Origin of the sequence: Streptomyces sp. NPDC059452, assembly GCF_042750035.1 — a bacterium.
Classification (GTDB): Bacteria; Actinomycetota; Actinomycetes; order Streptomycetales; family Streptomycetaceae; genus Streptomyces.
The window spans coordinates 115,232-138,009 of the sequence record NZ_JBHYVE010000013.1; the positions used below are offsets into that span (position 1 = coordinate 115,232).

Annotated in this window: 20 protein-coding genes; 1 reads left to right on the forward strand and 19 read right to left on the reverse strand. The window is 71.2% G+C overall.

Annotated elements, in window-relative coordinates; translation table 11 throughout:
• Window positions 1–74: 74 nt before the first annotated feature.
• The 6 genes from carB to pyrR form a co-directional block, all read right to left on the reverse strand.
• Complete coding sequence (carB, locus tag ACFW9Z_RS18985; RefSeq protein WP_384641895.1) at window positions 75–3,383, reverse strand: carbamoyl-phosphate synthase large subunit; 3,309 nt, start codon at window positions 3,381–3,383, stop codon at window positions 75–77.
• The gene (gene carA, locus ACFW9Z_RS18990; RefSeq protein WP_384641897.1) at window positions 3,376–4,515 is read right to left on the reverse strand and encodes a glutamine-hydrolyzing carbamoyl-phosphate synthase small subunit; all 1,140 of its coding nucleotides are present in this window, start codon (window positions 4,513–4,515) and stop codon (window positions 3,376–3,378) included. Before carA ends, carB begins: the two co-directional genes overlap by 8 nt.
• A complete protein-coding gene (locus ACFW9Z_RS18995; RefSeq protein ID WP_384641899.1) occupies window positions 4,512–5,117 on the reverse strand; it encodes a hypothetical protein in 606 nt (201 codons plus the stop codon). Before ACFW9Z_RS18995 ends, carA begins: the two co-directional genes overlap by 4 nt.
• Window positions 5,114–6,403: a dihydroorotase gene (locus tag ACFW9Z_RS19000; RefSeq protein ID WP_384641901.1), complete on the reverse strand. Its 1,290-nt coding sequence runs from the start codon at window positions 6,401–6,403 to the stop codon at window positions 5,114–5,116. Before ACFW9Z_RS19000 ends, ACFW9Z_RS18995 begins: the two co-directional genes overlap by 4 nt.
• Before the next feature lie 2 nt (window positions 6,404–6,405).
• The gene (locus tag ACFW9Z_RS19005) at window positions 6,406–7,425 is read right to left on the reverse strand and encodes an aspartate carbamoyltransferase catalytic subunit (RefSeq protein ID WP_384641904.1); all 1,020 of its coding nucleotides are present in this window, start codon (window positions 7,423–7,425) and stop codon (window positions 6,406–6,408) included.
• Between the two features lie 98 nt (window positions 7,426–7,523).
• Window positions 7,524–8,108 carry a bifunctional pyr operon transcriptional regulator/uracil phosphoribosyltransferase PyrR gene (gene pyrR, locus ACFW9Z_RS19010; RefSeq protein ID WP_384641907.1) on the reverse strand — a complete coding sequence of 195 codons (585 nt, stop codon included), beginning with the start codon at window positions 8,106–8,108 and terminating at the stop codon, window positions 7,524–7,526.
• Window positions 8,109–8,329: 221 nt separating this feature from the next.
• Here pyrR and bldD point away from each other — a divergent pair, with 221 nt between their 5' ends.
• The gene (gene bldD / locus ACFW9Z_RS19015) at window positions 8,330–8,830 is read left to right on the forward strand and encodes a transcriptional regulator BldD (RefSeq protein WP_006123181.1); all 501 of its coding nucleotides are present in this window, start codon (window positions 8,330–8,332) and stop codon (window positions 8,828–8,830) included.
• A gap of 195 nt (window positions 8,831–9,025) precedes the next feature.
• Here the strand turns inward: bldD and nusB are convergent, their stop codons facing one another.
• The 13 genes from nusB to ACFW9Z_RS19080 all read right to left on the reverse strand — a co-directional run bounded on the left by nusB (window position 9,026) and on the right by ACFW9Z_RS19080 (window position 22,544).
• The gene (nusB, locus tag ACFW9Z_RS19020) at window positions 9,026–9,457 is read right to left on the reverse strand and encodes a transcription antitermination factor NusB (protein ID WP_015607359.1); all 432 of its coding nucleotides are present in this window, start codon (window positions 9,455–9,457) and stop codon (window positions 9,026–9,028) included.
• 2 nt (window positions 9,458–9,459) lie between these two features.
• On the reverse strand, window positions 9,460–10,026 hold the full coding sequence (gene efp, locus ACFW9Z_RS19025) for an elongation factor P (RefSeq protein WP_311313502.1): 567 nt from the start codon (window positions 10,024–10,026) through the stop codon (window positions 9,460–9,462).
• A gap of 50 nt (window positions 10,027–10,076) precedes the next feature.
• Complete coding sequence (locus ACFW9Z_RS19030; protein WP_384641911.1) at window positions 10,077–11,183, reverse strand: M24 family metallopeptidase; 1,107 nt, start codon at window positions 11,181–11,183, stop codon at window positions 10,077–10,079.
• 122 nt (window positions 11,184–11,305) lie between these two features.
• Entirely contained in the window at window positions 11,306–12,301 is a 996-nt protein-coding gene (locus ACFW9Z_RS19035; protein ID WP_384641914.1) for an AAA family ATPase, read from the reverse strand.
• Window positions 12,302–12,422: 121 nt separating this feature from the next.
• The gene (gene aroQ / locus ACFW9Z_RS19040) at window positions 12,423–12,863 is read right to left on the reverse strand and encodes a type II 3-dehydroquinate dehydratase (protein ID WP_384641917.1); all 441 of its coding nucleotides are present in this window, start codon (window positions 12,861–12,863) and stop codon (window positions 12,423–12,425) included.
• Entirely contained in the window at window positions 12,860–14,497 is a 1,638-nt protein-coding gene (aroB, locus tag ACFW9Z_RS19045; protein WP_384641920.1) for a 3-dehydroquinate synthase, read from the reverse strand. The genes aroQ and aroB overlap by 4 nt, the downstream gene beginning before the upstream one ends.
• Window positions 14,494–15,678 carry a chorismate synthase gene (gene aroC, locus ACFW9Z_RS19050; protein ID WP_384641923.1) on the reverse strand — a complete coding sequence of 395 codons (1,185 nt, stop codon included), beginning with the start codon at window positions 15,676–15,678 and terminating at the stop codon, window positions 14,494–14,496. Before aroC ends, aroB begins: the two co-directional genes overlap by 4 nt.
• A gap of 147 nt (window positions 15,679–15,825) precedes the next feature.
• Window positions 15,826–16,659, reverse strand: a complete 834-nt coding sequence (locus tag ACFW9Z_RS19055) for a shikimate dehydrogenase (RefSeq protein ID WP_384641926.1) — start codon at window positions 16,657–16,659, stop codon at window positions 15,826–15,828.
• A complete protein-coding gene (gene mltG, locus ACFW9Z_RS19060) occupies window positions 16,646–18,475 on the reverse strand; it encodes an endolytic transglycosylase MltG (RefSeq protein ID WP_384641929.1) in 1,830 nt (609 codons plus the stop codon). The genes ACFW9Z_RS19055 and mltG overlap by 14 nt, the downstream gene beginning before the upstream one ends.
• 101 nt (window positions 18,476–18,576) lie before the next feature.
• Window positions 18,577–19,050 carry a Holliday junction resolvase RuvX gene (gene ruvX, locus ACFW9Z_RS19065; RefSeq protein ID WP_384642097.1) on the reverse strand — a complete coding sequence of 158 codons (474 nt, stop codon included), beginning with the start codon at window positions 19,048–19,050 and terminating at the stop codon, window positions 18,577–18,579.
• Window positions 19,051–19,058: 8 nt separating this feature from the next.
• Complete coding sequence (gene alaS, locus ACFW9Z_RS19070) at window positions 19,059–21,728, reverse strand: alanine--tRNA ligase (protein WP_384641932.1); 2,670 nt, start codon at window positions 21,726–21,728, stop codon at window positions 19,059–19,061.
• Window positions 21,728–22,075 (reverse strand): DUF6167 family protein, encoded by a 348-nt coding sequence (locus tag ACFW9Z_RS19075; protein WP_384641935.1) that lies wholly within the window; start codon window positions 22,073–22,075, stop codon window positions 21,728–21,730. The genes alaS and ACFW9Z_RS19075 overlap by 1 nt, the downstream gene beginning before the upstream one ends.
• A 7-nt stretch (window positions 22,076–22,082) precedes the next feature.
• Window positions 22,083–22,544 carry a DUF948 domain-containing protein gene (locus tag ACFW9Z_RS19080; protein ID WP_384641938.1) on the reverse strand — a complete coding sequence of 154 codons (462 nt, stop codon included), beginning with the start codon at window positions 22,542–22,544 and terminating at the stop codon, window positions 22,083–22,085.
• Window positions 22,545–22,778: the final 234 nt, after the last annotated feature.

Below are 22,778 nucleotides of genomic sequence, written 5' to 3' on the forward strand. Positions count from 1 at the left end.
TCCTCGGGTGCTCAGTGGCTCGGTGGGGCTCACAGAGAGGGGGACACCGTTTCCGGTGTCCCCCTGCTGGGCTGCTAGTCGCGCGTCGCGGTCAGGTGTTCGGCGTGTTCCTGGAGGGAGCGGACGCCGACGTCGCCGCCGTTGAGGGCGTCGATGCCCTGGACGGCCGCGGCGAGCGCCTGGACCGTGGTCAGGCAGGGCACCGACCGGGCGACGGCCGCCGTACGGATCTCGTAGCCGTCGAGCCGGCCGCCGGTGCCGTAGGGGGTGTTGACGATGAGGTCGACCTGACCGTCGTGGATGAGCTGGACGATGGTCTTCTCACCGTTCGGCCCCTCCCCCTCGGACTGCTTGCGCACGATCGTGGCGTTGATCCCGTTGCGCTTGAGGACCTCGGCGGTGCCGGAGGTGGCCATCAGCTCGAAGCCGTGGGCGACCAGCTCACGGGCCGGGAAGATCATCGAGCGCTTGTCCCGGTTGGCGACCGAGATGAACGCCCGCCCCGAGGTCGGCAGCGGCCCGTACGCGCCCGCCTGCGACTTCGCGTACGCCGTCCCGAAGACGGAGTCGATGCCCATGACCTCGCCCGTGGAGCGCATCTCCGGGCCGAGGACGGTGTCCACGCCCCGGCCGTGGATGTCGCGGAACCGCGACCACGGCATGACGGCCTCCTTGACGGAGATCGGCGCGTCCAGCGGCAGGGTGCCGCCGTCGCCGGTCTTCGGCAGCAGGCCCTCCGCCCGGAGCTCGGCGACGGTGGCACCCAGCGAGATGCGGGCGGCGGCCTTCGCGAGCGGGACGGCGGTCGCCTTCGAGGTGAAGGGGACCGTGCGGGAGGCGCGCGGGTTGGCCTCCAGGACGTAGAGGATGTCCCCGGAGAGCGCGAACTGGATGTTGATCAGTCCGCGCACGCCGACGCCCTTGGCGATGGCCTCGGTGGAGGCGCGCAGCCGCTTGATGTCGAACCCGCCGAGCGTGATCGGGGGCAGGGCGCAGGCGGAGTCGCCGGAGTGGATCCCGGCCTCCTCGATGTGCTCCATGACGCCGCCGAGGTAGAGCTCGGTGCCGTCGTAGAGGGCGTCGACGTCGATCTCGATCGCGTCGTCGAGGAAGCGGTCGACCAGGACGGGCCGGGTGGGGCTGATCTCGGTGGACTCGGAGATGTACGAGGCGAGCCGCGTCTCGTCGTACACGATCTCCATGCCGCGCCCGCCGAGCACGTAGGAGGGGCGGACCAGGACCGGGTAGCCGATCTCGTCCGCGATGGCCTTGGCCCCGGCGAACGTGGTCGCCGTCCCGTGCTTCGGCGCGGGCAGTCCGGCCTCGGCGAGGACCTGGCCGAAGGCGCCGCGGTCCTCGGCGGCGTGGATCGCCTCCGGGGACGTACCGACGACGGGTACGCCGTTGTCCTTCAGCGCCTGGGAGAGGCCCAGCGGGGTCTGGCCGCCGAGCTGGACGATGACCCCGGCGAGCGGTCCCGCCAGCGACTCGGCGTGGACGATCTCCAGGACGTCTTCCAGGGTGAGCGGCTCGAAGTAGAGCCGGTCGGAGGTGTCGTAGTCCGTGGAGACGGTCTCCGGGTTGCAGTTGACCATGACGGTCTCGTAACCCGCGTCGCTCAGGGCGAAGGAGGCGTGCACACAGGAGTAGTCGAACTCGATGCCCTGGCCGATCCGGTTGGGGCCCGAGCCGAGGATGATCACCGCGGGCTTGGTGCGCGGGGCGACCTCGCTCTCCTCGTCGTAGGAGGAGTAGAAGTACGGCGTCTTCGCCGCGAACTCCGCCGCGCAGGTGTCAACCGTCTTGTACACCGGCCGGATGCCCAGCGCGTGGCGGACCTCGCGGACGACGTCCTCGCGCAGGCCCCGGATCTCGCCGATCTGGGCGTCCGAGAAGCCGTGCCGCTTGGCCTCGGCGATCAGTTCGGCGTCCAGGCGCTCGGCGGAGGCCAGCTCGTCGGCGATCTCCTTGATCAGGAAGAGCTGGTCGACGAACCAGGGGTCGATCTTCGTCGCGTCGAAGACCTCCTCCGGGGTGGCTCCGGCGCGGATCGCCTGCATGACCGTGTTGATGCGGCCGTCGGTGGGCCGTACCGCCTCGGCCAGCAGCTCGGCCTTGTCACCTACCGGGCCGGTGAAGGCGAACTGCGAGCCCTTCTTCTCCAGCGAGCGCAGGGCCTTCTGAAGGGCCTCGGTGAAGTTCCGGCCGATCGCCATGGCCTCGCCCACCGACTTCATGGTGGTGGTGAGGGTGGAGTCGGCGGAGGGGAACTTCTCGAAGGCGAACCGGGGAGCCTTGACGACGACGTAGTCGAGCGTCGGCTCGAAGGAGGCCGGGGTCTTCTCCGTGATGTCGTTCGGGATCTCGTCGAGCGTGTAGCCGACGGCCAGCTTGGCGGCGATCTTGGCGATCGGGAAGCCGGTGGCCTTGGAGGCGAGCGCCGAGGAGCGGGAGACGCGGGGGTTCATCTCGATGACGATGACCCGGCCGTCGGTGGGGTCGATCGCGAACTGGATGTTGCAGCCGCCGGTGTCGACGCCGACCTCGCGGATGATCGCGATGCCGATGTCGCGCAGCCGCTGGTACTCGCGGTCGGTCAGCGTCATCGCGGGGGCGACGGTGATCGAGTCGCCGGTGTGGACGCCCATCGGGTCGAAGTTCTCGATGGAGCAGACGACCACGACGTTGTCGTTGCGGTCGCGCATCAGCTCCAGCTCGTACTCCTTCCAGCCGAGGATGGACTCCTCCAGGAGCACTTCGGTGGTCGGGGAGAGCGTGAGGCCCTGTCCGGCGATGCGGCGCAGCTCCTCCTCGTCGTGGGCGAAGCCGGAACCGGCGCCGCCCATGGTGAAGGAGGGGCGTACGACGACGGGGTAGCCGCCGAGGGTGTCGACGCCCTTGAGGACGTCGTCCATCGAGTGGCAGATGACCGAGCGGGCGGACTCGCCGTAGCCGATCTTCGCCTTGACGGCCTCGACGACGCCCTTGAAGAGGTCGCGGTCCTCGCCCTTGTTGATCGCCTCGACGTTGGCGCCGATCAGCTCCACACCGTACTTCTCCAGCACTCCCTGCTCGTGCATGGAGATCGCGGTGTTCAGCGCGGTCTGGCCGCCGAGGGTGGGCAGGAGGGCGTCGGGGCGCTCCTTGGCGATGATCTTCTCGACGAACTCGGGGGTGATCGGCTCGACGTAGGTGGCGTCGGCGATCTCCGGGTCGGTCATGATCGTCGCGGGGTTGGAGTTCACCAGGATGACCCGCAGGCCCTCGGCCTTGAGGACGCGGCACGCCTGGGTGCCGGAGTAGTCGAACTCGGCTGCCTGGCCGATGACGATCGGGCCGGAGCCGATGACCAGGACGGACTGGATATCGGAGCGCTTAGGCACGCTGGCCCTCCATCAGGGAGACGAAACGGTCGAAGAGATACGCGGCGTCGTGCGGGCCGGCGGCCGCCTCGGGGTGGTACTGGACGCTGAAGGCGGGCCGGTCCAGGAGCTGGAGCCCCTCGACGACCTGGTCGTTCAGGCAGACGTGGGAGACCTCCGCGCGGCCGAACTCGGTGTCGGAGACCTTGTCGAGCGGGGCGTCCACGGCGAAGCCGTGGTTGTGCGCGGTGACCTCGACCTTGCCGGTGGTGCGGTCCTGCACCGGCTGGTTGATCCCCCGGTGGCCGTACTTCAGCTTGTACGTGCCGAAGCCGAGCGCGCGGCCGAGGATCTGGTTGCCGAAGCAGATGCCGAAGAGCGGGGTGGACCGCTCCAGGACGCCCCGCATGAGGGCGACCGGGTGGTCGGCGGTGGAGGGGTCGCCGGGGCCGTTGGAGAAGAAGACGCCGTCCGGCTTCACCGCGTACACCTCCTCCAGGGTGGCGGTGGCGGGCAGGACGTGCACCTCGATGCCGCGTTCGGCCATCCGGTGCGGGGTCATGCCCTTGATGCCGAGGTCGATCGCGGCGACGGTGAACTTCTTCGTGCCGATCGCGGGGACGACGTACGCCTCCTTGGTCGCCACCTCGGCGGAGAGGTCGGCGCCGGCCATCTCGGGGGCCTGTCGGACCTTGGCGAGCAGCGTGCCCTCGTCCTGGAGCGCGTTGCCGGAGAAGATCCCGACGCGCATCGCGCCGCGCTCGCGCAGGTGGCGGGTGAGGGCGCGGGTGTCGACGCCGCTGATGCCGACGACGCCCTGGGCCACCAGCTCCTCGTCCAGCGAGCGCTGCGAGCGCCAGTTGGAGGGCTTGCGGGCGGGGTCGCGGACGACGTAGCCGGAGACCCAGATACGGGCCGACTCGGGGTCCTCGTCGTTCACCCCGGTGTTGCCGACGTGCGGGGCCGTCATGACGACGACCTGACGGTGGTACGAGGGGTCGGTCAGCGTTTCCTGGTAGCCGGTCATGCCGGTGGAGAACACCGCCTCGCCGAAGGTCTCCCCCACGGCCCCGTAGGCACGGCCGCGGAAGGTGCGGCCGTCCTCCAGGACGAGTACGGCGGGAGCCTGGGCTCCCCGGGTGGAGATCGTCATCGTGCGGTGCCTTCCGTAGTTCTGGTGAGGTTCTTGGCGGCCTCGGGGCTGATGAGGTTCGTGACGGCGTCGACCCAGGCCTGGTGCTCGGCGGCCTGGTCGGAGCGGAAGCCGGAGTCGATCCGCGTACCGCCGTGCTCCCAGGTGATGATCAGCAGGCCGCCCTCGGGGAGGACCTTGCCCGCGAGCGCCTTGTCGAGCCGGGCCTCGCGCAGCGCCTCGGCCGGGATGAAGAAGTCGCTCGCGCCGGGGCGTACGACGTCCAGGCCGCGTGCGGTGAGCGTGAGCTCGGTCCGGCTGCGGGTGCCGAGGCCGTGCGCGACGATCCGGTCGAGCCACTGCCCGGCGGTGGTGGAGGCGTGGTAGCGCCCGGTGAGCGTCAGGAGGACGTCGTCGGAGGCGAAGCCGTCGGGGGCGGCGGCCAGCTCCGGCAGGTCGGACTGGAGCCTTCCGCGCCATTTCCAGCCCTCGCGCATCAGCCAGTAGACGAGGGCGACGAAGAGCGCCAGCCCGATCACCCAGGCGATGCGGGCGGACCAGTCCGTCACTTCCGCCGACTTCTTCTCGGCGGCCAGCAGGTACAGGGGGGTAAGTGTTGTCACGCGAGCTTCCCGTCGACGACCGTGGCACGGCCCCGCAGGAAGGTATGGGTGACGCGGCCCGGCAGCTCACGCCCCTCGTAGGGGGTGTTTCGGCTGCGGGACGCGAAGCCCGCGGGGTCCACGGCTCCACGGTATGCCGGATCCACCAGCGTCAGGTTGGCGGGCTCACCCGCCGAGACGGGACGGCCGTGTCCTTCGAGACGGCCGATGGCCGCGGGGCGGAACGACATGCGGTCCGCGACGCCCGCCCAGTCGATCAGACCGGTGTCCACCATCGTCTGCTGGACGACGGAGAGCGCGGTCTCCAGCCCCACCATGCCCATGGCGGCGGCGGCCCACTCGCAGTCCTTGTCCTCGTGCGGGTGCGGGGCGTGGTCGGTGGCGACACAGTCGATCGTGCCGTCCGCGAGCGCCTCGCGCAGGGCCAGGACGTCGGCCTCGGTGCGCAGCGGCGGGTTCACCTTGTAGACCGGGTTGTAGGAGCGGACCAGCTCGTCGGTGAGGAGGAGGTGGTGCGGGGTGACCTCGGCGGTGACGTTCCAGCCCTTGGACTTGGCCCAGCGGACGATCTCCACGGATCCGGCGGTGGAGAGGTGGCAGATGTGGACGCGGGAGCCGACGTGGGCGGCGAGGAGGACATCGCGGGCGATGATCGACTCCTCGGCGACGGCGGGCCAGCCGCCGAGCCCGAGTTCGGCGGAGACGATGCCCTCGTTCATCTGGGCGCCCTCGGTGAGGCGCGGCTCCTGGGCGTGCTGGGCGACGACGCCGTCGAAGGCCTTCACGTACTCCAGGGCGCGGCGCATGATCACCGCGTCGTCGACGCACTTGCCGTCGTCGGAGAAGACCTTCACCCCGGCGGCCGAGTCGTGCATCGCGCCGAGCTCGGCGAGCTGCTTGCCCTCCAGGCCGACGGTGACGGCGCCGACGGGCTGGACGTCGCAGTAGCCGGACTCCTTGCCGAGCCGCCAGACCTGCTCGACGACGCCCGCGGTGTCGGCGACGGGGAAGGTGTTGGCCATGGCGTGGACGGCGGTGAAGCCGCCCGCCGCCGCGGCCCGGGTGCCGGTGAGGACGGTCTCGGAGTCCTCGCGGCCGGGCTCGCGCAGATGGGTGTGGAGGTCGACGAGGCCGGGCAGCAGGACCTGGCCCGCCGCCTCGATCACGGTGGCGCCCTCGGGGGCGTCGATGCCGGTGCCCACCTCGGCGACGGTCTCGCCGTCGATCAGTACGTCCTGCGGCTCGCCGCCGAGGATGCGCGCCCCGCGGATAAGGATCTTGCTCATGGTTACTTGGTCTCCTCGGTACGGGCAGTGGCCTCGGTACGGGCGGGGCTCTCGGGACGGGCAGGGGCTGACAGGGCGGTGTCGGAGCCGCCGAGCAGCAGGTAGAGGACGGCCATCCGGATGGAGACGCCGTTGGCGACCTGCTCGACGACCGTGCAGCGGTCGGAGTCGGCGACCTCGGCGGTGATCTCCATGCCGCGGACCATCGGGCCGGGGTGCATGACGATGGCGTGCCCGGGCATCTTCGCCATGCGCTGGCCGTCCAGGCCGTAGCGGCGGGAGTACTCGCGCTCGGTCGGGAAGTAGGCGGCGTTCATCCGTTCGCGCTGCACACGCAGCATCATCACCGCATCGGACTTCGCCAGCACGTCGTCCAGGCTGTAGCTGACGTCGCAGGGCCACTGTTCGACGCCCACGGGCACCAGGGTGGGCGGGGCCACCAGGGTGACGTGCGCGCCCAGGGTGGTGAGCAGGTGGACGTTGGAGCGGGCGACCCGGCTGTGCAGGATGTCGCCGACGATCGTGATCCGGCGGCCGTCCAGGTCCCGGCCGAGCCCGGCGTCGGCGCCGACGAGGCGGCGGCGCATGGTGAAGGCGTCCAGCAGGGCCTGGGTGGGGTGCTCGTGGGTGCCGTCACCGGCGTTGACCACGGCCCCGTCGATCCAGCCGGAGGTGGCGAGCCGGTAGGGGGCGCCGGAGGCGCCGTGCCGGATGACGACGGCGTCGGCGCCCATCGCCTCCAGGGTCAGCGCGGTGTCCTTCAGGGACTCGCCCTTGGAGACGGAGGAGCCCTTGGCGGAGAAGTTGATGACGTCGGCGGAGAGCCGCTTGGCGGCGGCCTCGAAGGAGATGCGGGTCCGGGTCGAGTCCTCGAAGAAGAGGTTGACGACGGTACGGCCGCGCAGGGTCGGGAGCTTCTTGATCGGCCGGTCCGCGACCCGGGCCATCTCCTCGGCGGTGTCGAGGATCAGGACGGCGTCGTCGCGGGTGAGGTCGGCGGCCGAGATGAGGTGACGCTTCATCTGGGGTTCTCCGGTGGCTGGAGGGGGGTGTTTCACGGCATGCGGGCGCGCGGGAGCGGCCGTACGGTCCCCCGGAAGGGCGTACGGGAGGGCTCGGGCTACCGCGCGTCCGCGGGAGCGGCCTGCTGGACACCGAGCAGCACGGCGTCGCGGCCGTCCTCCTCGGCGAGCTGGACCTTGACCGTCTCCCGCAGCGACGTGGGGAGGTTCTTGCCGACGTAGTCGGCGCGGATCGGGAGTTCGCGGTGACCGCGGTCGACGAGGACCGCGAGCTGCACGGCGCGCGGGCGGCCGATGTCGCCGAGCGCGTCGAGTGCGGCGCGGATCGTGCGGCCGGAGAAGAGCACGTCGTCGACCAGGACGACCAGCTTGCCCTCGATCCCCTCGCCGGGGATGTCGGTACGGGCCAGGGCCCGGGCGGGGCGCAGCCTCAGGTCGTCGCGGTACATGGTGATGTCGAGGGAGCCGACGGGCATCTTCCGGCCGGTGATCTCTTCGAGTTTGTCGGCGAGCCGACGGGCGATGAAGACGCCCCGCGTCGGGATGCCGAGCAGCACCACGTCGTCGGCGCCCTTGGCGCGTTCGACGATCTCGTGGGCGATACGGGTCAGAACACGGGCGATGTCGGGGGCCTCGAGAACGGGGCGTGCCGCGTTGCCGGTGTCGTCGTGCTGTGCGTCCATAAGAAACGGACCTCCTTCTCCGCCTCACGGGACGGACCTTAAAGGACGTCGAAATTACGTCATCCACGTTACCAGGGCTTGCGTAAGGCCTTGGCCCCGCCCCCTGGAGGTGCCGGTCCGGACCATTCGGCTTGACGCATCCAAGTAACGCTGCGTAACCTCACAGTGAGTTACCAGCCACGCGGCGGAGCCGCACACTGTTCCAGCGTCCGGGGAGCCATATGTCCAGCGAATACGCAAAACAGCTCGGGGCCAAACTCCGTGCCATCCGCACCCAGCAGGGCCTCTCCCTCCACGGCGTGGAGGAGAAGTCACAGGGCCGCTGGAAGGCCGTCGTGGTCGGTTCGTACGAGCGCGGCGACCGTGCCGTGACCGTACAGCGCCTCGCCGAGCTGGCGGATTTCTACGGGGTCCCGGTGCAGGAGCTGCTGCCCGGTACGACGCCGGGCGGGGCCGCCGAGCCGCCGCCGAAGCTCGTCCTGGACCTGGAGCGCCTCGCCCACGTCCCGCCGGAGAAGGCCGGTCCGCTGCAGCGCTACGCGGCGACCATCCAGAGCCAGCGCGGTGACTACAACGGCAAGGTGCTCTCGATCCGCCAGGACGACCTGCGCACGCTCGCCGTGATCTACGACCAGTCGCCGTCCGTGCTGACGGAGCAGCTGATCAGCTGGGGCGTCCTGGACGCGGACGCGCGCCGCGCGGTCTCCCACGACGAGAGCTGAGTCGCCTGCGGGCAGTCCCGCAGCAGAAACGTGCCGCCGGGCCGGCGGGAGCCTTCGGGTTCCCGCCGGCCCGGCGTTTCGTTGTGTGCGTGCCTCCGTCCGTACGTACGCCGAAGGGCCCACGGTCGGCTGACCGTGGGCCCTTCGTGGCGTGCGTGGCCGAGCGGCGGCCCCCAGGGGCCTCCACGCCGGGGGTCACTGCTCCCGGCGGAGGTTCGGCTTGAGGTCCTTGAAACGGGCCAGCATGCCGTTCACGAACGACGGTGAGTCGTCGGTGGAGAACTCCTTGGCGAGCTGGACCGCCTCGTCGATCACCACGGCGTCCGGGGTCTCGTCCATCCAGATCAGCTCGTAGGCGCCGAGCCGGATGATGCTGCGGTCGACGACCGGCATGCGGTCGATCTCCCAGTCCACGGCGTAGGTGACGATGAGGTCGTCGATCCGGTCCGCGTACTGCGCGTACCCCTCGACGAGCTCCATCGTGAATTCGCCGACCGGCGGCTGACGGTCGTCGGTCCGCGAGTGCCGGACCCAGTCCGCGAGGACGCTCTGCACGGACTCGCCGCGCTGGTCGGCCTCGAAGAGGATCTGGAAGGCGCGCTTGCGGGCCTTGTTCCGGGCGGCCACGGTTAGCTGTTCACCCGGCCGAGGTAGTCGCCCGAGCGGGTGTCGACCTTGATCTTTTCGCCGGTGGTGATGAAGAGCGGCACGCCGATCTCGTAACCGGTCTCCAGGGTGGCGGGCTTGGTGCCACCGGTGGAGCGGTCGCCCTGGACGCCCGGGTCGGTGTGCTGGATGGTCAGCTCGACCGCGGCGGGCAGCTCGACGTAGAGCACCTCGCCCTCGTGCTGGGCGACCGAGGCGGTGAAGCCCTCGATCAGGAAGTTGGCGGCGTCGCCGACGGCCTTGCGGTCGACCATGAGCTGGTCGTACGTGTCCATGTCCATGAAGACGAAGTACTCGCCGTCCATGTACGAGAACTGCATGTCGCGGCGGTCAATGGTGGCCGTCTCGACCTTCACACCGGCGTTGAACGTCTTGTCGACGACCTTGCCGGAGAGCACGTTCTTGAGCTTGGTGCGCACGAAGGCGGGGCCCTTGCCGGGCTTGACGTGCTGGAACTCGACGACGGACCAGAGCTGGCCTCCGTCGAGCTTGAGCACCAGGCCGTTCTTGAGGTCGTTCGTGGAAGCCACGGTTGCGGAATCTCCTGGACTGAAGCTGGTGGAACGACCGGGAACGCGCGCTAGAGCGCGAGCAGCTCCTTGGTCGTCATGGTGAGTAGCTCGGGTCCGCCGTCCGCCTCGGGGCGCACGACGAGCGTGTCATCGATCCGGACACCGCCCCGGCCCGGGAGGTGGACCCCCGGTTCGACGGTGACCGGCACACAAGCGTCCAGTTTACCCATGGCTGTAGGTGCCAGTTGCGGGTCCTCCTCGATTTCGAGCCCCACACCGTGCCCGGTCCTCGCCTGGAGTCCCTCTCCGTGCCCGGCGGACTCCAGCAGATGCCGGGCGGCGCGGTCCACGTCCCGGTAGGCGGCGCCCGGCGCCAGAGCCTCCCGCCCGGCGCGCTGAGCGGCGAAAACGAGGTCGTAGAGCTCGATCTGCCATTCGGCGGGGGCGGTGCCGATGACGAAGGTCCGGCCGATCTCGCAGCGGTAGCCGTGGTAGCTCGCGCCCAGGCGGACGGAGAGGAAATCCCCCTCCTCCACCCGGCGGTCGGAGGGCCGGTGGCGTCCCTGGCCCGCGTTGGGGCCGGTGGCGACGGAGGTCTCGAAGGCGGGGCCGTCCGCCCCGTGGTCGACCAGGCGGCGCTCCAGCTCCAGCGCGAGATGGCGCTCGGTGCGGCCGACCAGGATCGATTCGAGGAGTTCGCCGAGGGCCTGGTCGGTGATCTCGGCGGCGATCCGCAGACAGCCGATCTCCTCCTCGTCCTTGACGATCCGCTGCTGCTCCACGGTGAACCCCAGGTCGGCCAGGAGCAGGCGGGGGGCGGCCTTCGCCATGGCCCGGTGCCGGGCCACGGTCAGGTCGTGCTCCTCCACGGCGAGCGAATCGGCGCCCGAGGAGGCGGCGAGCCCCGCGGCGGCCACGACCGGGTCCCCGTCCGGTACGGGCAGGACATCGACCCGGAGCGCCTCGTCGGGCCGCCCGTGGCCGCCCTCGCCGGTCGGGGCGCGGGGGCAGAGCAGAACGTCCTCGCCGGGGCCGAGCAGCAGCACGGCGCCGGGGGGCGCTCCGCCCGCGAGATAGCGGACGTTGGCGGGGCGGGAGACCAGCGCGGCCGCGGACCCCGCGGCGGCGCACCGGTCGCGGAGCAGCCCGCGTCGGACGGCGTGCACCTCAGACATGCTCCGAGCGTACGAGCGTGGGCGCCGCCCCGCCCGGCCAGCGCATCCGACCGGGGCCGGGGCCGGGTTCTTACGGGGGCCAGTGACGGTCCCCCGACGCCGGAGGACCCCACGTTCGGTCGCTACCAGGCGGGCGGGGAGGCGATGGAGCGGGCGAGCACGTCGTCCAGGACCCGGGCGGTGGTCTCGACGTCGTACGTGGAGTTGTCGATGATCGGCAGCCCGGAGCCGTACCAGCCGGCCATCCGGCCGTGGATACGGGCGACCTCCTCGTCGGAGAGCCTGCGGTTGCCGCTGCGGGCGGCGTTGCGCTCCAGGACGATCTCCAGTCCCGGCAGCAGGACGACGGGCAGCAGCCCGGGGCCCACATGGCGCTTCCAGCCGCCGAGGCCGACGACCGGGCGATCGGGGAAGACGGCGTCGTCGAGGATGCAGGAGATGCCGTTGGCGAGGAAGTTACGGGCGGCGAAGCCGCAGGTGCGGCGGGCCAGCCGGTACTGGGCCTCGGAGTGGTCGTTCCAGCCCGCCTGCGGGTCGGCGAAGCCGGAGCAGACCCATTCGCGCACATCGTCCAGCGAGACGTGGGCCGTGGGCACCCGGCGGCGGGCCGCCCAGAGCCGGGCCACGGTGGTCTTGCCCGCCCCGGCCGGGCCGATCAGCAGCACGGCGAGCGTGGCGCCGCCGGTGCCGGGCTCGGCGGGCGGGGCGGGCAGCGGGACGGGGCCGCCCGGGGGCAGCTGGACGTGTCCGGTGACCTGACCGCCGGAGGGCGGCGGCGTGGGCCCGGTGCCGCTCCAGCCGTACTGCGGGGCCTGGGCGGGGGCAGGGGGTGGCGGGGCCTGGCCGGGCGCCGGAGGTTGCGGAGCCTGTCCCGGGGCCGGAGGAGGCTGCGGGGTCTGGCCGTGTGGTGGAGCCTGCGGGGCGTGGCCGGGGGCCGGAGGCGGTTGCGGGGTCTGACCCCGGCCGGGGTTTGGGGGTGCCTGGCCGGGGGCCGGGGGTATCGGGGGCGGGCCCGGCGGTCCGGGGTGGCCGGGGTGCTGGGCCTGGTGCGACCAGCCCGCGGGCCCGTTCCCGGGTCCCTGGGGCGGCGGCAGCGGGGCCCCCACTGCGTGCTGCATCCGGTGCCACTCCGTCTCGTAACTGCAACTGACGCTGATGGGACGGCTACCGTACCTTCCCGGGCCGTCTCAGGGTGAACGGCCCGGGAGGGCAGGGAGTGCCCGCAGGCCCCGGGGGCTGTCAGTCCGTCAGTTCGTCGGCCAGGGCGCGCAGGGCGAGCCGGTAGGAGCCGATGCCGAACCCGGCGATCGTGCCGGTGGCCACCGGGGCGACCACCGAGGTGTGCCGGAACTCCTCGCGGGCGTACGGGTTGGAGATGTGCACCTCGATCAGCGGGGCGGTGCGCTGGGCGGCCGCGTCCCGCATCCCGTACGAGTAGTGCGTGAACGCGCCGGGGTTGAGGACGACCGGAATCGAGCCGTCCGCCGCCTCGTGAAGCCAGCGGATCAGCTCGCCCTCATCGTTGGTCTCGCGTACGTCGACGTCGAAGCCGAGCTCCTTGCCGAGCGCGGTGCACGTCTCGACGAGTCCGGCGTAGGAGGTGGCTCCGTAGACATCGGGTTCGCGGGAGCCGAGGCGGCCGAGGTTGGGGCCGTTGAGGACGAGGACCCTACGGGTCACGCGGAGACCTCCCCGTAGGCGGCGAGCAGTACGGCCGGGTCGGGGCCCTCCAGGACGGTGGGCTTGCCGAGGGCGTCCAGGACGATGAAGCGCAGGAGGTCGCCGCGGGACTTCTTGTCGACCTTCATGTTCTCCAGGAGCTTGGGCCACTGGTCGCCCCGGTAGGTGAGCGGCAGGCCCACCGACTCCAGGATGGTCCGGTGCCGGTCGGCGGTGGCGTCGTCGAGGCGTCCGGCGAGCCGGCCCAGCTCGGCGGCGAAGACCATGCCGATGGAGACGGCCGCCCCGTGGCGCCACTTGTAGCGCTCGTTCTTCTCGATGGCGTGGCCCAGGGTGTGGCCGTAGTTGAGGATCTCGCGGAGCCCGGACTCCTTGAGGTCGCTGGAGACGACCTCGGCCTTGACCCGGATCGACCGCTCGATCAGCTCGGCGGTGTGCGGCCCGGCGGGCGTACGGGCGGCCTCGGGGTCGGCCTCGATCAGGTCGAGGATGACCGGGTCGGCGATGAACCCGGCCTTGATGATCTCGGCCATGCCGGAGACGTAGTCGTGGACCGGCAGCGAGTCCAGCGCGGCGAGGTCGCAGAGGACCCCGGCGGGCGGATGGAAGGCGCCCACCAGGTTCTTGCCCTCGGCGGTGTTGATGCCGGTCTTGCCGCCGACGGCCGCGTCGACCATGCCGAGCACGGTGGTCGGGATCGCGATCCAGCGCACCCCGCGCAGCCAGCTGGCCGCGACGAACCCGGCGACGTCCGTGGTGGCGCCGCCGCCGATGCCGACGATGACGTCGGTGCGGGTGAAGCCGGTCTGGCCGAGCGCCTTCCAGCAGTAGGCGGCGACCTCGACGGTCTTGGCCTCCTCCGCGTTCGGCAGCTGGATCGCGATGGCCTCGTACCCCTGGTCGGCGAGATCCTGGCGGACCGCCTCACCGGTCTCGTCGAGCGCCTCGGGGTGCAGGACGGCGACCCGCTTGGCGCGGTCACCGATGAGCTGGGGCAGCTCGCCGAGGAGCTGGTGGCCGACGAGGACCTCGTACGGGGCGGAGCCCGCCGAGCCTGCGACCTGGATACGGGTGGGGCCCTGCTGCGTCATACCGGTGTTCTCCACGCCGGGGGCCGCTGCGCCCTCCGGCAGTTCCAGTGCGTCGATGATCGCCTGGGCGACCTCTTCGGGGGTGCGTTCGTCGGTGGCGACGACCGCGGTGGCGACCTCTTCGTAGAGGTGGCGCCGGGCCTCCATCAGCTCGCGCCACTGCCGGCGCGGGTTGACCGCGAGCAGCGGGCGGGCGGCGCCAAGACCGACGCGGCGGACGGCCTCGTCCACATCCATGGAGAGGTAGACGACCGGGCGGCCTGCCAGCAGTTCCCTGGTCGCCCCGTCCAGGACGGCCCCGCCGCCGAGGGAGAGGACGCCCGTGTGCCCGGCGACGGCCGCTTCCACGGCCCGGCGCTCCAGGGCCCGGAAGTGGTCCTCGCCCTCGTCGTAGAAGATCTCCGCGATCGGCTTGCCCGCCCCGGCGACGACGTCCGCGTCGGTGTCCCGGTAGGTGGTGCCCAGCCGGGCCGCGAGGAGTTCGCCGACGGTGGACTTGCCGACGCCCATCGGGCCGACGAGGACGACCAGGGGGCCGCTCATCGGATCTGGAGGTGGTCGAGGTACGACCGGACGTTGCGGTGGGTCTCGGCCACGCTGTCGCCGCCGAACTTCTCCGCCACGGCGTCGGCCAGGACCAGGGCGACCATCGCCTCCGCGACGATGCCCGCGGCCGGGACGGCGCAGACGTCGGAGCGCTGGTGGTGGGCCTTGGCGGCCTCGCCGGTGACGACGTCCACGGTGGCCAGGGCGCGCGGCACGGTCGCGATGGGCTTCATCGCGGCGCGGACCCGCAGCAGCTCGCCGGTGGTGAGCCCACCCTCGGTGCCGCCGGAGCGGCCGGAGGCGCGCCTGATGCCCTCGTCGGTGGCGACGATCTCGTCGTGCGCCTTGGAGCCGGGGACCCGGGCCAGCTCGAAGCCGTCGCCGACCTCGACGCCCTTGATGGCCTGGATGCCCATGAGCGCGGCGGCGAGCCGGGCGTCCAAGCGGCGGTCCCAGTGGACGTGCGAGCCGAGCCCGACGGGCACGCCGTACGCAAGCACCTCGACGACCCCGCCCAGGGTGTCGCCGTCCTTGTGGGCCTGGTCGATCTCGGCCACCATCGCCTTGGAGGCGTCGGCGTCCAGGCAGCGGACCGGGTCGGCGTCCAGCTTGTCGACATCGGCGGGGACCGGGAGGACCCCGTACGGCGCCTTCGCGGCGGCCAGCTCGACGACATGGCTGACGATCTCGATGCCCGCGGTCTCCTTGAGGTAGGAGCGGGCGACGGCCCCGAGGGCGACGCGCGCGGCGGTCTCCCGGGCGCTGGCCCGCTCCAGGACCGGCCGGGCCTCGTCAAAGCCGTACTTCTGCATCCCGGCGAGGTCGGCGTGGCCGGGGCGGGGCCGGGTCAGCGGGGCGTTGCGGGCCGACTGGGCCAGCACCTCGGGGTCGACCGGGTCGGCCGACATGACCTGCTCCCACTTGGGCCACTCGGTGTTGCCGACCATGACGGCGACCGGGGAGCCCATGGTGAGGCCGTGGCGGACGCCGCCGAGGAAGGTCACCTCGTCCTGCTCGAACTTCATCCGCGCACCGCGGCCGTAACCGAGCCGTCGCCGGGCGAGCGCCTCCGCCACCATCTCCGTGGTGACCGGGACACCGGCGGGAAGACCCTCCAGCGTCGCCACCAGTGCGGGGCCGTGCGACTCTCCCGCGGTCAGCCAGCGCAACCTGCTCAACGGTGCTCCCTCATGCTCGCGCCTGAAAATCCAACGGCGCGACCGGGTGCGCGGCCCCGGCCCGCCGCCTTTGATCCTCCCACGACCGGGGGCGCTGTCCGGCCGCCGGTCCAGCAGACGGACGCCCGTGCCGTCCGGCGGGACGGGTCAGCGGGCCGCGAGCGCCGCTTCCCCGGCCCGCCGCATGGCGCCGAGGGGGGCCGGAACCCGGCCGGTCATCCGCTCGACCTGGAGCAGCGCCTGGTGGACGAGGAGGTCGAGCCCGCCGACGACCGCGCCGCCGCGCGCCGACCAGGCCGAGGCCAGCGGGGTCGGCCAGGGCTCGTACAGCACGTCGAAGAGGATGCCGGGGCGCTCCGGTACGTCGGTGGCCACCGCGTCGGTCGTGCCCGCCGGGGTCGTGGCGATGACGAGCGGCGCGCCGAGCGCCCGCGCCCCGTCGGCCCAGTCCGCCACCCGGACGTCCACGCCGAGGCGCTGCCCCCAGCCGCGCATCTCGTCGCCGCGCTCCCGGCTGCGTACGTAGGCGGTGACCGGTCCTGCGCAGATCACCGCGAGCGCGGCGAGGGCGGAGGAGGCGGTGGCTCCGGCGCCGAGGATCGCGGCGGACTCCACCTTCTCGACCCCGCGCTCCCGCAGGGCGGCGATCATGCCGGGGATGTCCGTGTTGTCGCCGACGCGTCGCCCGTCCTCGGTGAACACGACGGTGTTGACGGCCTCCACCGAGGCGGCCGTCGGGCTGATCCCGTCCAGCAGCGGAATGACGGCCCGCTTGAGCGGCATGGTCAGGGAGAGCCCTGCCCAGGAGGAGTCCAGCCCTTCGATGAACCCGGGCAGCGCCGCCTCGTCGACCTCGAACCGGTCGTAGGACCAGCCGTCGAGGCCGAGCTCGGCGTAGGCGGCGCGGTGCAGCACCGGGGAGAGCGAGTGGGCGATGGGCGAACCGAGGACGGCGGCCCGGTGTTTCTCAGCCGAGGGCATCGAACTTCCTCTTGAGCTTGAGGTGCTCGTCGTACGTCTTGGCGAACTCGGTCTTGTGCTGACCGTCGGTCGCGACGAAGTACAGCCAGCCGTCCGCCGTGGGGTTCAGGGCCGCGCCGAGGGCATCGGCACCGGGGTTGCTGATGGGCCCCGGGGTGAGGCCCTTCTGCGTGTACGTGTTGTACGGGTCCTTGTTGTTGAGGATCTCGGACTCGCTGATCTTGATGTTGCTCTGCTTCTTGAGGTAGTTGAACGCCGAGTCGAACTGAAGCAGCTGGTTCGTCTCGGTATTGGTGGGCTTGAGGCGGTTGTAGACGACCTCGGTCATCTTCCGGAAGTCGTCGTGGGTCTTGCCCTCCACCTGCACCAGGCTGGCCACCGTGATCACCTGCCACGGGCCGTCCAGCTTGTACTTCTTCGCGGCGCCTTCCAGGTCGAGCTTGTCGTACTCCTTGTTGGCCCGTGTGACCATCCGCTTCAGCGCGTCCTCGGGCTTCGACCCCTTGGCGACCGGGTAGGCCGCCGGATACAGGAAGCCCTCCAGCGGGTCCTTCACATCCGGGTTGTCGTCCACCCAGTCGGGCAGGCCCAGCGACTCCGCCTTGGTCTTGGCGATCTTCGCCGTGGTGCCCTTCTTGAGCTCCAGCCGGAGGTCGATCTTCTCGTAGACCGCGGCGTTACGGGTGCCCTCGGGGATCACCAGGAGGTTCTGGCTCTTCGAGTCGAGCATCAGCTCAACCGCGCTGGCCGCCGACATCTGCGTGTTCAGGAGGTAGACGCCCGCCTGGATCGACTTGCCCTTGGGGTTGTCGTTCTGCGCCGCGATGAAGGCCCCGGAAGACTTGACGACGCCCTTCTTCTGCAGGATGTTCGCGATTTCGGAACCGAACGAGCCTTCGGGGATCTCGACCTCGACCTGCTCGTCGGTGCCCGCTCCCGCGTAGTCGGCCGGGGCGCCGAACTTGTCCTTCCAGAAGTTGTAGCCGACGTACGACACTCCCCCGAGGCCGCCGACCAGGACGAGGGAGACCACCAGGCAGGCACAGCCGTTGCGGCTCTTCTTCTTGCCCTTGCCGCCCCGGCGCTCGCTGCCGCCGCGGTCCCGGCGCGAGGAGCGCGAGGCGTCGTCGTCCGGGTCATCGTCGTCGTCGCGGGGCTCGCGGGAATCACGGCCGACGGGCTCGTCGGCGCCGGTGAAGAAAGGATGCGTCTCTTCCTGCGGCTCGTCCGGGTCCCAGTCCTCCGCCGGCTTCTCCTGCTGCTGCTCGGGCGCGGCCTCGCGGCGGCCGGGAGGCTGCGGCGGGGGGTAGGCCTCGGGGGTGCCGTAGTAGTCGTGCGATTCGCCGTAGCCGGGCGCCTGCTGGGCGTACGGGTCCTGGGGCTCGGCCCCGTACGGTACGGCGGCCTGCTGACCGGAGTCCCAGCCGCCGTCGTACTGCGGCTGGGCGGAGGGCTGCTGACCGTACGGATCCTGCTGCGGCGAGCCGTACTGCTGATGCTGCTGCGGCTGCTGGTGCTGCTGGTCGTACTGATGGTTCTGGTGCTGCTGCTGGTTCTGGTCGTACTGGTGCTGCGGCTGCTGGTCGTACGGCTGCTGCTGCGGGTACTGCTGGTGGCCCTGGTGCTGCGGGTGGTTCTGGTGCTGCGGGTGGTTCTGGTGCTGCTGGGCGTACGGGTCCTGCGGATAGGACTGCTGCTGGTCGCCGTACTGACCCTGGCCGTGGGCAGCCTGCGGGCCTCCCCATCCCTGGTCCCCGTACAAGGGGTCCTCGGGATGCCACGGTTCGGAGCCGGGGCCCCGGCCATACTCAGTCATCGATCCCCTAGAGCCGCGAGACGAGGTTCCGTCTCTTCGCTTCGCTGTGCGGTGTTTGTTCGAATCACCGCCGCATCGCGCGGAACGTTACCGTATCGCGATCAGACAACCACTTCGACGCCCTCGCCCGGCGGATTGCCTGACGCCCGTTCGGACTCCAGAGCGTTCTGAAGGATCACCACAGCGGCAGCCTGGTCGATGACAGAACGGCCCTTCTTGGACTTCACGCCCGAGGCGCGCATCCCCTGAGCGGCCGTCACTGTGGTCATCCTCTCGTCCACCAGCCGCACCGGAACGGGTGCGACCGAGCGGGCGAACGTCTGGGCGAAGGCGCGGACCTTGGCGGCCGCGGGGCCCTCGCCGCCGCCGAGGGAGCGCGGCAGACCGAGGATGACCTCGATCGGCTCGTACTCCTCGACGATCTGGCGGAGCCGCCGGTGGGCGGCCGGGACATCGCGTCCCGGCACGGTCTCCACCGGCGTGGCCAGGATCCCGTCGGGGTCGCACGAGGCAACCCCGATCCGGGCGTCCCCGACGTCGACGGCGAGCCGTCGTCCGCGGCGCATCCGCGTCATCCCGCCCGTCACGCCGTCTCGGTGACGAGGCGTTCGACAGCGGCGACGGCGTCGCCGATGGCGGCCGGGTTGGTGCCGCCGCCCTGGGCGACGTCCGGCTTGCCGCCGCCACCGCCGCCGAGCGTCTTGGCGGCCGTACGGACGAGGTCACCGGCCTTGAGACCGCGCTCGCGGGCGGCCTCGTTGGTGGCGATGACGGTGAGCGGGCGGCCGTTGGCCGTGGTGAACAGGGCCACGACGGCCGGGCGGCCGCCCTGGATGCGTCCGCGCACGTCCAGGACCAGCTTGCGCAGGTCGTCGGCGGAGGTGCCGTCGGGGACCTGGCCGGTGACCAGGGCGGTGCCCCGGATGTCCTTGGCGGATTCGACGAGCCCGGCGGCAGCGGCCAGCACCTTCTCCGCGCGGAACTTCTCGATCTCCTTCTCGGCGTCCTTCAGCTTGCCGAGCATGCCCGCGATCTTCTCCGGGAGCTCCTCGGGACGGCCCTTGACCAGCTCCTGGAGCTGGGCGACGACCGTGTGCTCCCGGGCCAGGAAGTTGTACGCGTCCACGCCGACGAGGGCCTCGATCCGGCGCACGCCGGAGCCGATGGAGGACTCACCGAGCAGCTTGACCAGGCCGAGCTGGGCGGTGTTGTGGACGTGGGTGCCGCCGCACAGCTCCTTGGAGAAGTCGCCGATGGTGACGACCCGGACCCGCTCGCCGTACTTCTCGCCGAACTCGGCGATGGCGCCCTGCTTCTTGGCCTCGTCGATCGACATGACCTCGGCCTGGACGTCCAGTTCGCGCGAGAGGACCTCGTTGATCCGCTGCTCGACATCGGTGAGGACCGTGCCGGGAACGGCGGCGGGCGAACCGAAGTCGAAGCGGAAGCGGCCCGGGGAGTTCTCCGAACCGGCCTGGGCGGCCGTCGGGCCGAGCGCGTCGCGCAGCGCCTGGTGGGTGAGGTGGGTGGCGCTGTGGGCGCGGGCGATGGCCCGGCGGCGGGTGGCGTCGATGGAGGCGAAGACGGGGGCCCCCACCGTCACCTCGCCGACCTGGACGACGCCCTTGTGGACGTGGACGCCGGGGACCGGCTTCTGGACGTCGCGGATCTCGATCACGGCACCGGTGTCCAGCCGGATGCGGCCGGTGTCGGCGAGCTGGCCGCCGCCCTCGGCGTAGAAGGGGGTGCGGTCGAGGACGACCTCGACCTCGTCGCCCTCGGTGGCGGCGGGCGAGGGCACCCCGTCGACCAGCAGGCCGACGATGGTGGACTCACCGGCGGTGGAGGTGTAGCCGGTGAACTCGGTGGCGCCGGAGGTGTCGGCGACCTCGCGGTAGGCGGAGAGGTCGGCGTGACCGGTCTTCTTGGCGCGGGCGTCGGCCTTGGCCTTGTCGCGCTGCTCCTGCATGAGGCGGCGGAAGCCGTCCTCGTCCACGGAGAGCCCCTGTTCGGCGGCCATCTCCAGGGTCAGGTCGATCGGGAAGCCCCAGGTGTCGTGGAGCAGGAACGCCTTGTCACCGGGGAGCACCTGGCCGCCGGCGGCCTTGGTCTCGGTGACGGCGGTCTCCAGGATGTTGGTGCCGCCCTTGAGGGCCTTGAGGAAGGCGGCCTCCTCGGCGAGCGCGACCGTCTCGATGCGTTTGCGGTCGGTGATCAGCTCGGGGTACTGGAGCCCCATCGTGTCGATCACGACGTCGACCAGGTCCTTGACGACCGAGCCGGTGGCACCCATGAGGCGCATGTTGCGGATGGCGCGGCGCATGATGCGGCGCAGCACATAGCCGCGGCCCTCGTTGCCGGGGGTGACGCCGTCGCCGATGAGCATCACCGACGTACGGATGTGGTCGGCGACGACGCGGAGCGAGACGTCCGTGCCGTTCTCGGCGCCGTACCGGACGCCGGTCAGCTCGGTGGCCTTGTCCATGACGACGCGCAGGGTGTCGGTCTCGTACATGTTCTGTACGCCCTGGAGGATCATCGCGAGGCGTTCCAGGCCGAGACCGGTGTCGATGTTCTTCGACGGCAGGTCCCCCAGGATCGGGAAGTCCTCCTTGCCGTCGCCCGCGCCGCGCTCGTACTGCATGAAGACCAGGTTCCAGATCTCCACGTACCGCTCGTCGTTGACGGCGGGGCCGCCCTCGACGCCGAACTCGGGGCCGCGGTCGTAGTTGATCTCGGAGCAGGGGCCGCAGGGGCCGGGGACGCCCATGGACCAGAAGTTGTCCTTCTTGCCCAGGCGCTGGATGCGCTCGGCGGGGACGCCGATCTTGTCGCGCCAGATCTGCTCGGCCTCGTCGTCGTCGAGGTAGACGGTGATCCAGAGCTTCTCGGGGTCGAGACCGAAGCCGCCGTCCTCGACGGAGTTGGTCAGGGCCTCCCAGGCGAGCTGGATGGCGCCTTCCTTGAAGTAGTCGCCGAAGGAGAAGTTCCCGCACATCTGGAAGAAGGTGCCGTGGCGGGTGGTCTTGCCGACCTCTTCGATGTCCGGCGTACGGACGCACTTCTGCACGCTGGTGACGCGCGGGGCGGGCGGCTTGACCTCGCCGAGGAAGTACGGCTTGAAGGGGACCATGCCCGCGGGGACCAGCAGCAGAGTCGGGTCGTCCGCGATGAGCGACGCCGAAGGCACGACGGTGTGACCGCGCTCCTCGAAGAAGCTCAGCCAGCGGCGGCGGATTTCAGCCGACTCCATTAGTGGTCCTCATTCCGGTTGTTCGTCCTGTAGGGGAGCGTGCGGTACGTGTTCGGGCGGGCGGCGGGCTCGGCCGCCTCGACGGCGTAGTGCCGCTGTACGGGGAGGTCGGGGTCGACCGGTGCCTCCAGGCCCAGGGCGCCGCCCAGTTCGGCTTCGCGCCGGACCATTCCCTCGCGGACGTCGAGTGCGAAGTCCTTGAGCTTGTGGCCGGTCTCGATCGCCTTGTCCGCGGCCTGCGCCGCGAGGCTCTCGGGCGTCAGCTGCTTGAGCTTGCGGTTGACCTTGGTGGTGGCCCAGACACCGGCGGCTGCGCCGGCGGTGAACCAGAAGGTGCGGCGGAACATCGCTGGATCAGTCCTTCTGTCCGCGGGCGTTTCGGCGTTCGCGCTTGTGCCCGCGCGCCGAAGGTACGGTCCGGCCGACGATCACCGTACGGCGGGCGGAGAAGCGGCCCCGCGCCGGTTCCGGTTCGGGCTCGGGGGCGGTGCGGCGGCCGAGGGCCTGCCGGACGCCGTAGCCGAACGCGGCGACCTTGACGAGCGGTCCGCCGAAGGTGGAGGCGACCGTGGTGGAGAGCGCGGAGGCGTTGGAGGTGACCTCCTGGACGTCGCTCGCGATGGCGTCGACCTTGTCCAGCTGGGTCTGCGCGGAGCGCACGGTGGCCGAGGCGTCGGCCAGCAGCGGAACGGCCTGTTCGGTCACGTCCGCCACGAGCTTGGTGGTCGCCCTGAGCGTCTGGGCCAGCCTCACCAGCACCACGGCGAGGAACGAGACCAGGATCGCCCAGAAGACGGCCACGAGGATCCCGGCCACCTCTCCACCGGACACTGTGCACCGCTCTCTGCTCGTCGCTTCTCTGTCTGTCGCTCGGCCCCCTCGGGGGCCCGGCTCCGTCGGTGCAGCCGGCCTTCCGCCCGCGCGCCCGATCGTCGTCCCACGAGCCTATCGCGCCGGGCATCTCCTCCCCTACCGCATTCCCTGCGGGCAGGGCGCGGGCCATCGCGGGAAATTGTACGGAGAGCTGCCGTGCCAGTACTCTGCGTGTCT

Coding starts and splice junctions, on each gene's coding strand:
- ACFW9Z_RS19035 (WP_384641914.1), bottom strand. CDS start 12,301: ATGCAGCACGCAGTGGGGGCCCCGCTGCCGCCGCCCCAGGGACCCGGG.
- ruvX (WP_384642097.1), bottom strand. CDS start 19,050: ATGACGCGGATGCGCCGCGGACGACGGCTCGCCGTCGACGTCGGGGAC.
- ACFW9Z_RS19005 (WP_384641904.1), bottom strand. CDS start 7,425: ATGAAGCGTCACCTCATCTCGGCCGCCGACCTCACCCGCGACGACGCC.
- ACFW9Z_RS19075 (WP_384641935.1), bottom strand. CDS start 22,075: ATGTTCCGCCGCACCTTCTGGTTCACCGCCGGCGCAGCCGCCGGTGTC.
- mltG (WP_384641929.1), bottom strand. CDS start 18,475: ATGACTGAGTATGGCCGGGGCCCCGGCTCCGAACCGTGGCATCCCGAG.
- carA (WP_384641897.1), bottom strand. CDS start 4,515: ATGACGATCTCCACCCGGGGAGCCCAGGCTCCCGCCGTACTCGTCCTG.
- ACFW9Z_RS19055 (WP_384641926.1), bottom strand. CDS start 16,659: ATGCCCTCGGCTGAGAAACACCGGGCCGCCGTCCTCGGTTCGCCCATC.
- pyrR (WP_384641907.1), bottom strand. CDS start 8,108: ATGGACGCACAGCACGACGACACCGGCAACGCGGCACGCCCCGTTCTC.
- ACFW9Z_RS19030 (WP_384641911.1), bottom strand. CDS start 11,183: ATGTCTGAGGTGCACGCCGTCCGACGCGGGCTGCTCCGCGACCGGTGC.
- bldD (WP_006123181.1), top strand. CDS start 8,330: ATGTCCAGCGAATACGCAAAACAGCTCGGGGCCAAACTCCGTGCCATC.
- ACFW9Z_RS19000 (WP_384641901.1), bottom strand. CDS start 6,403: ATGAGCAAGATCCTTATCCGCGGGGCGCGCATCCTCGGCGGCGAGCCG.
- aroB (WP_384641920.1), bottom strand. CDS start 14,497: ATGAGCGGCCCCCTGGTCGTCCTCGTCGGCCCGATGGGCGTCGGCAAG.
- alaS (WP_384641932.1), bottom strand. CDS start 21,728: ATGGAGTCGGCTGAAATCCGCCGCCGCTGGCTGAGCTTCTTCGAGGAG.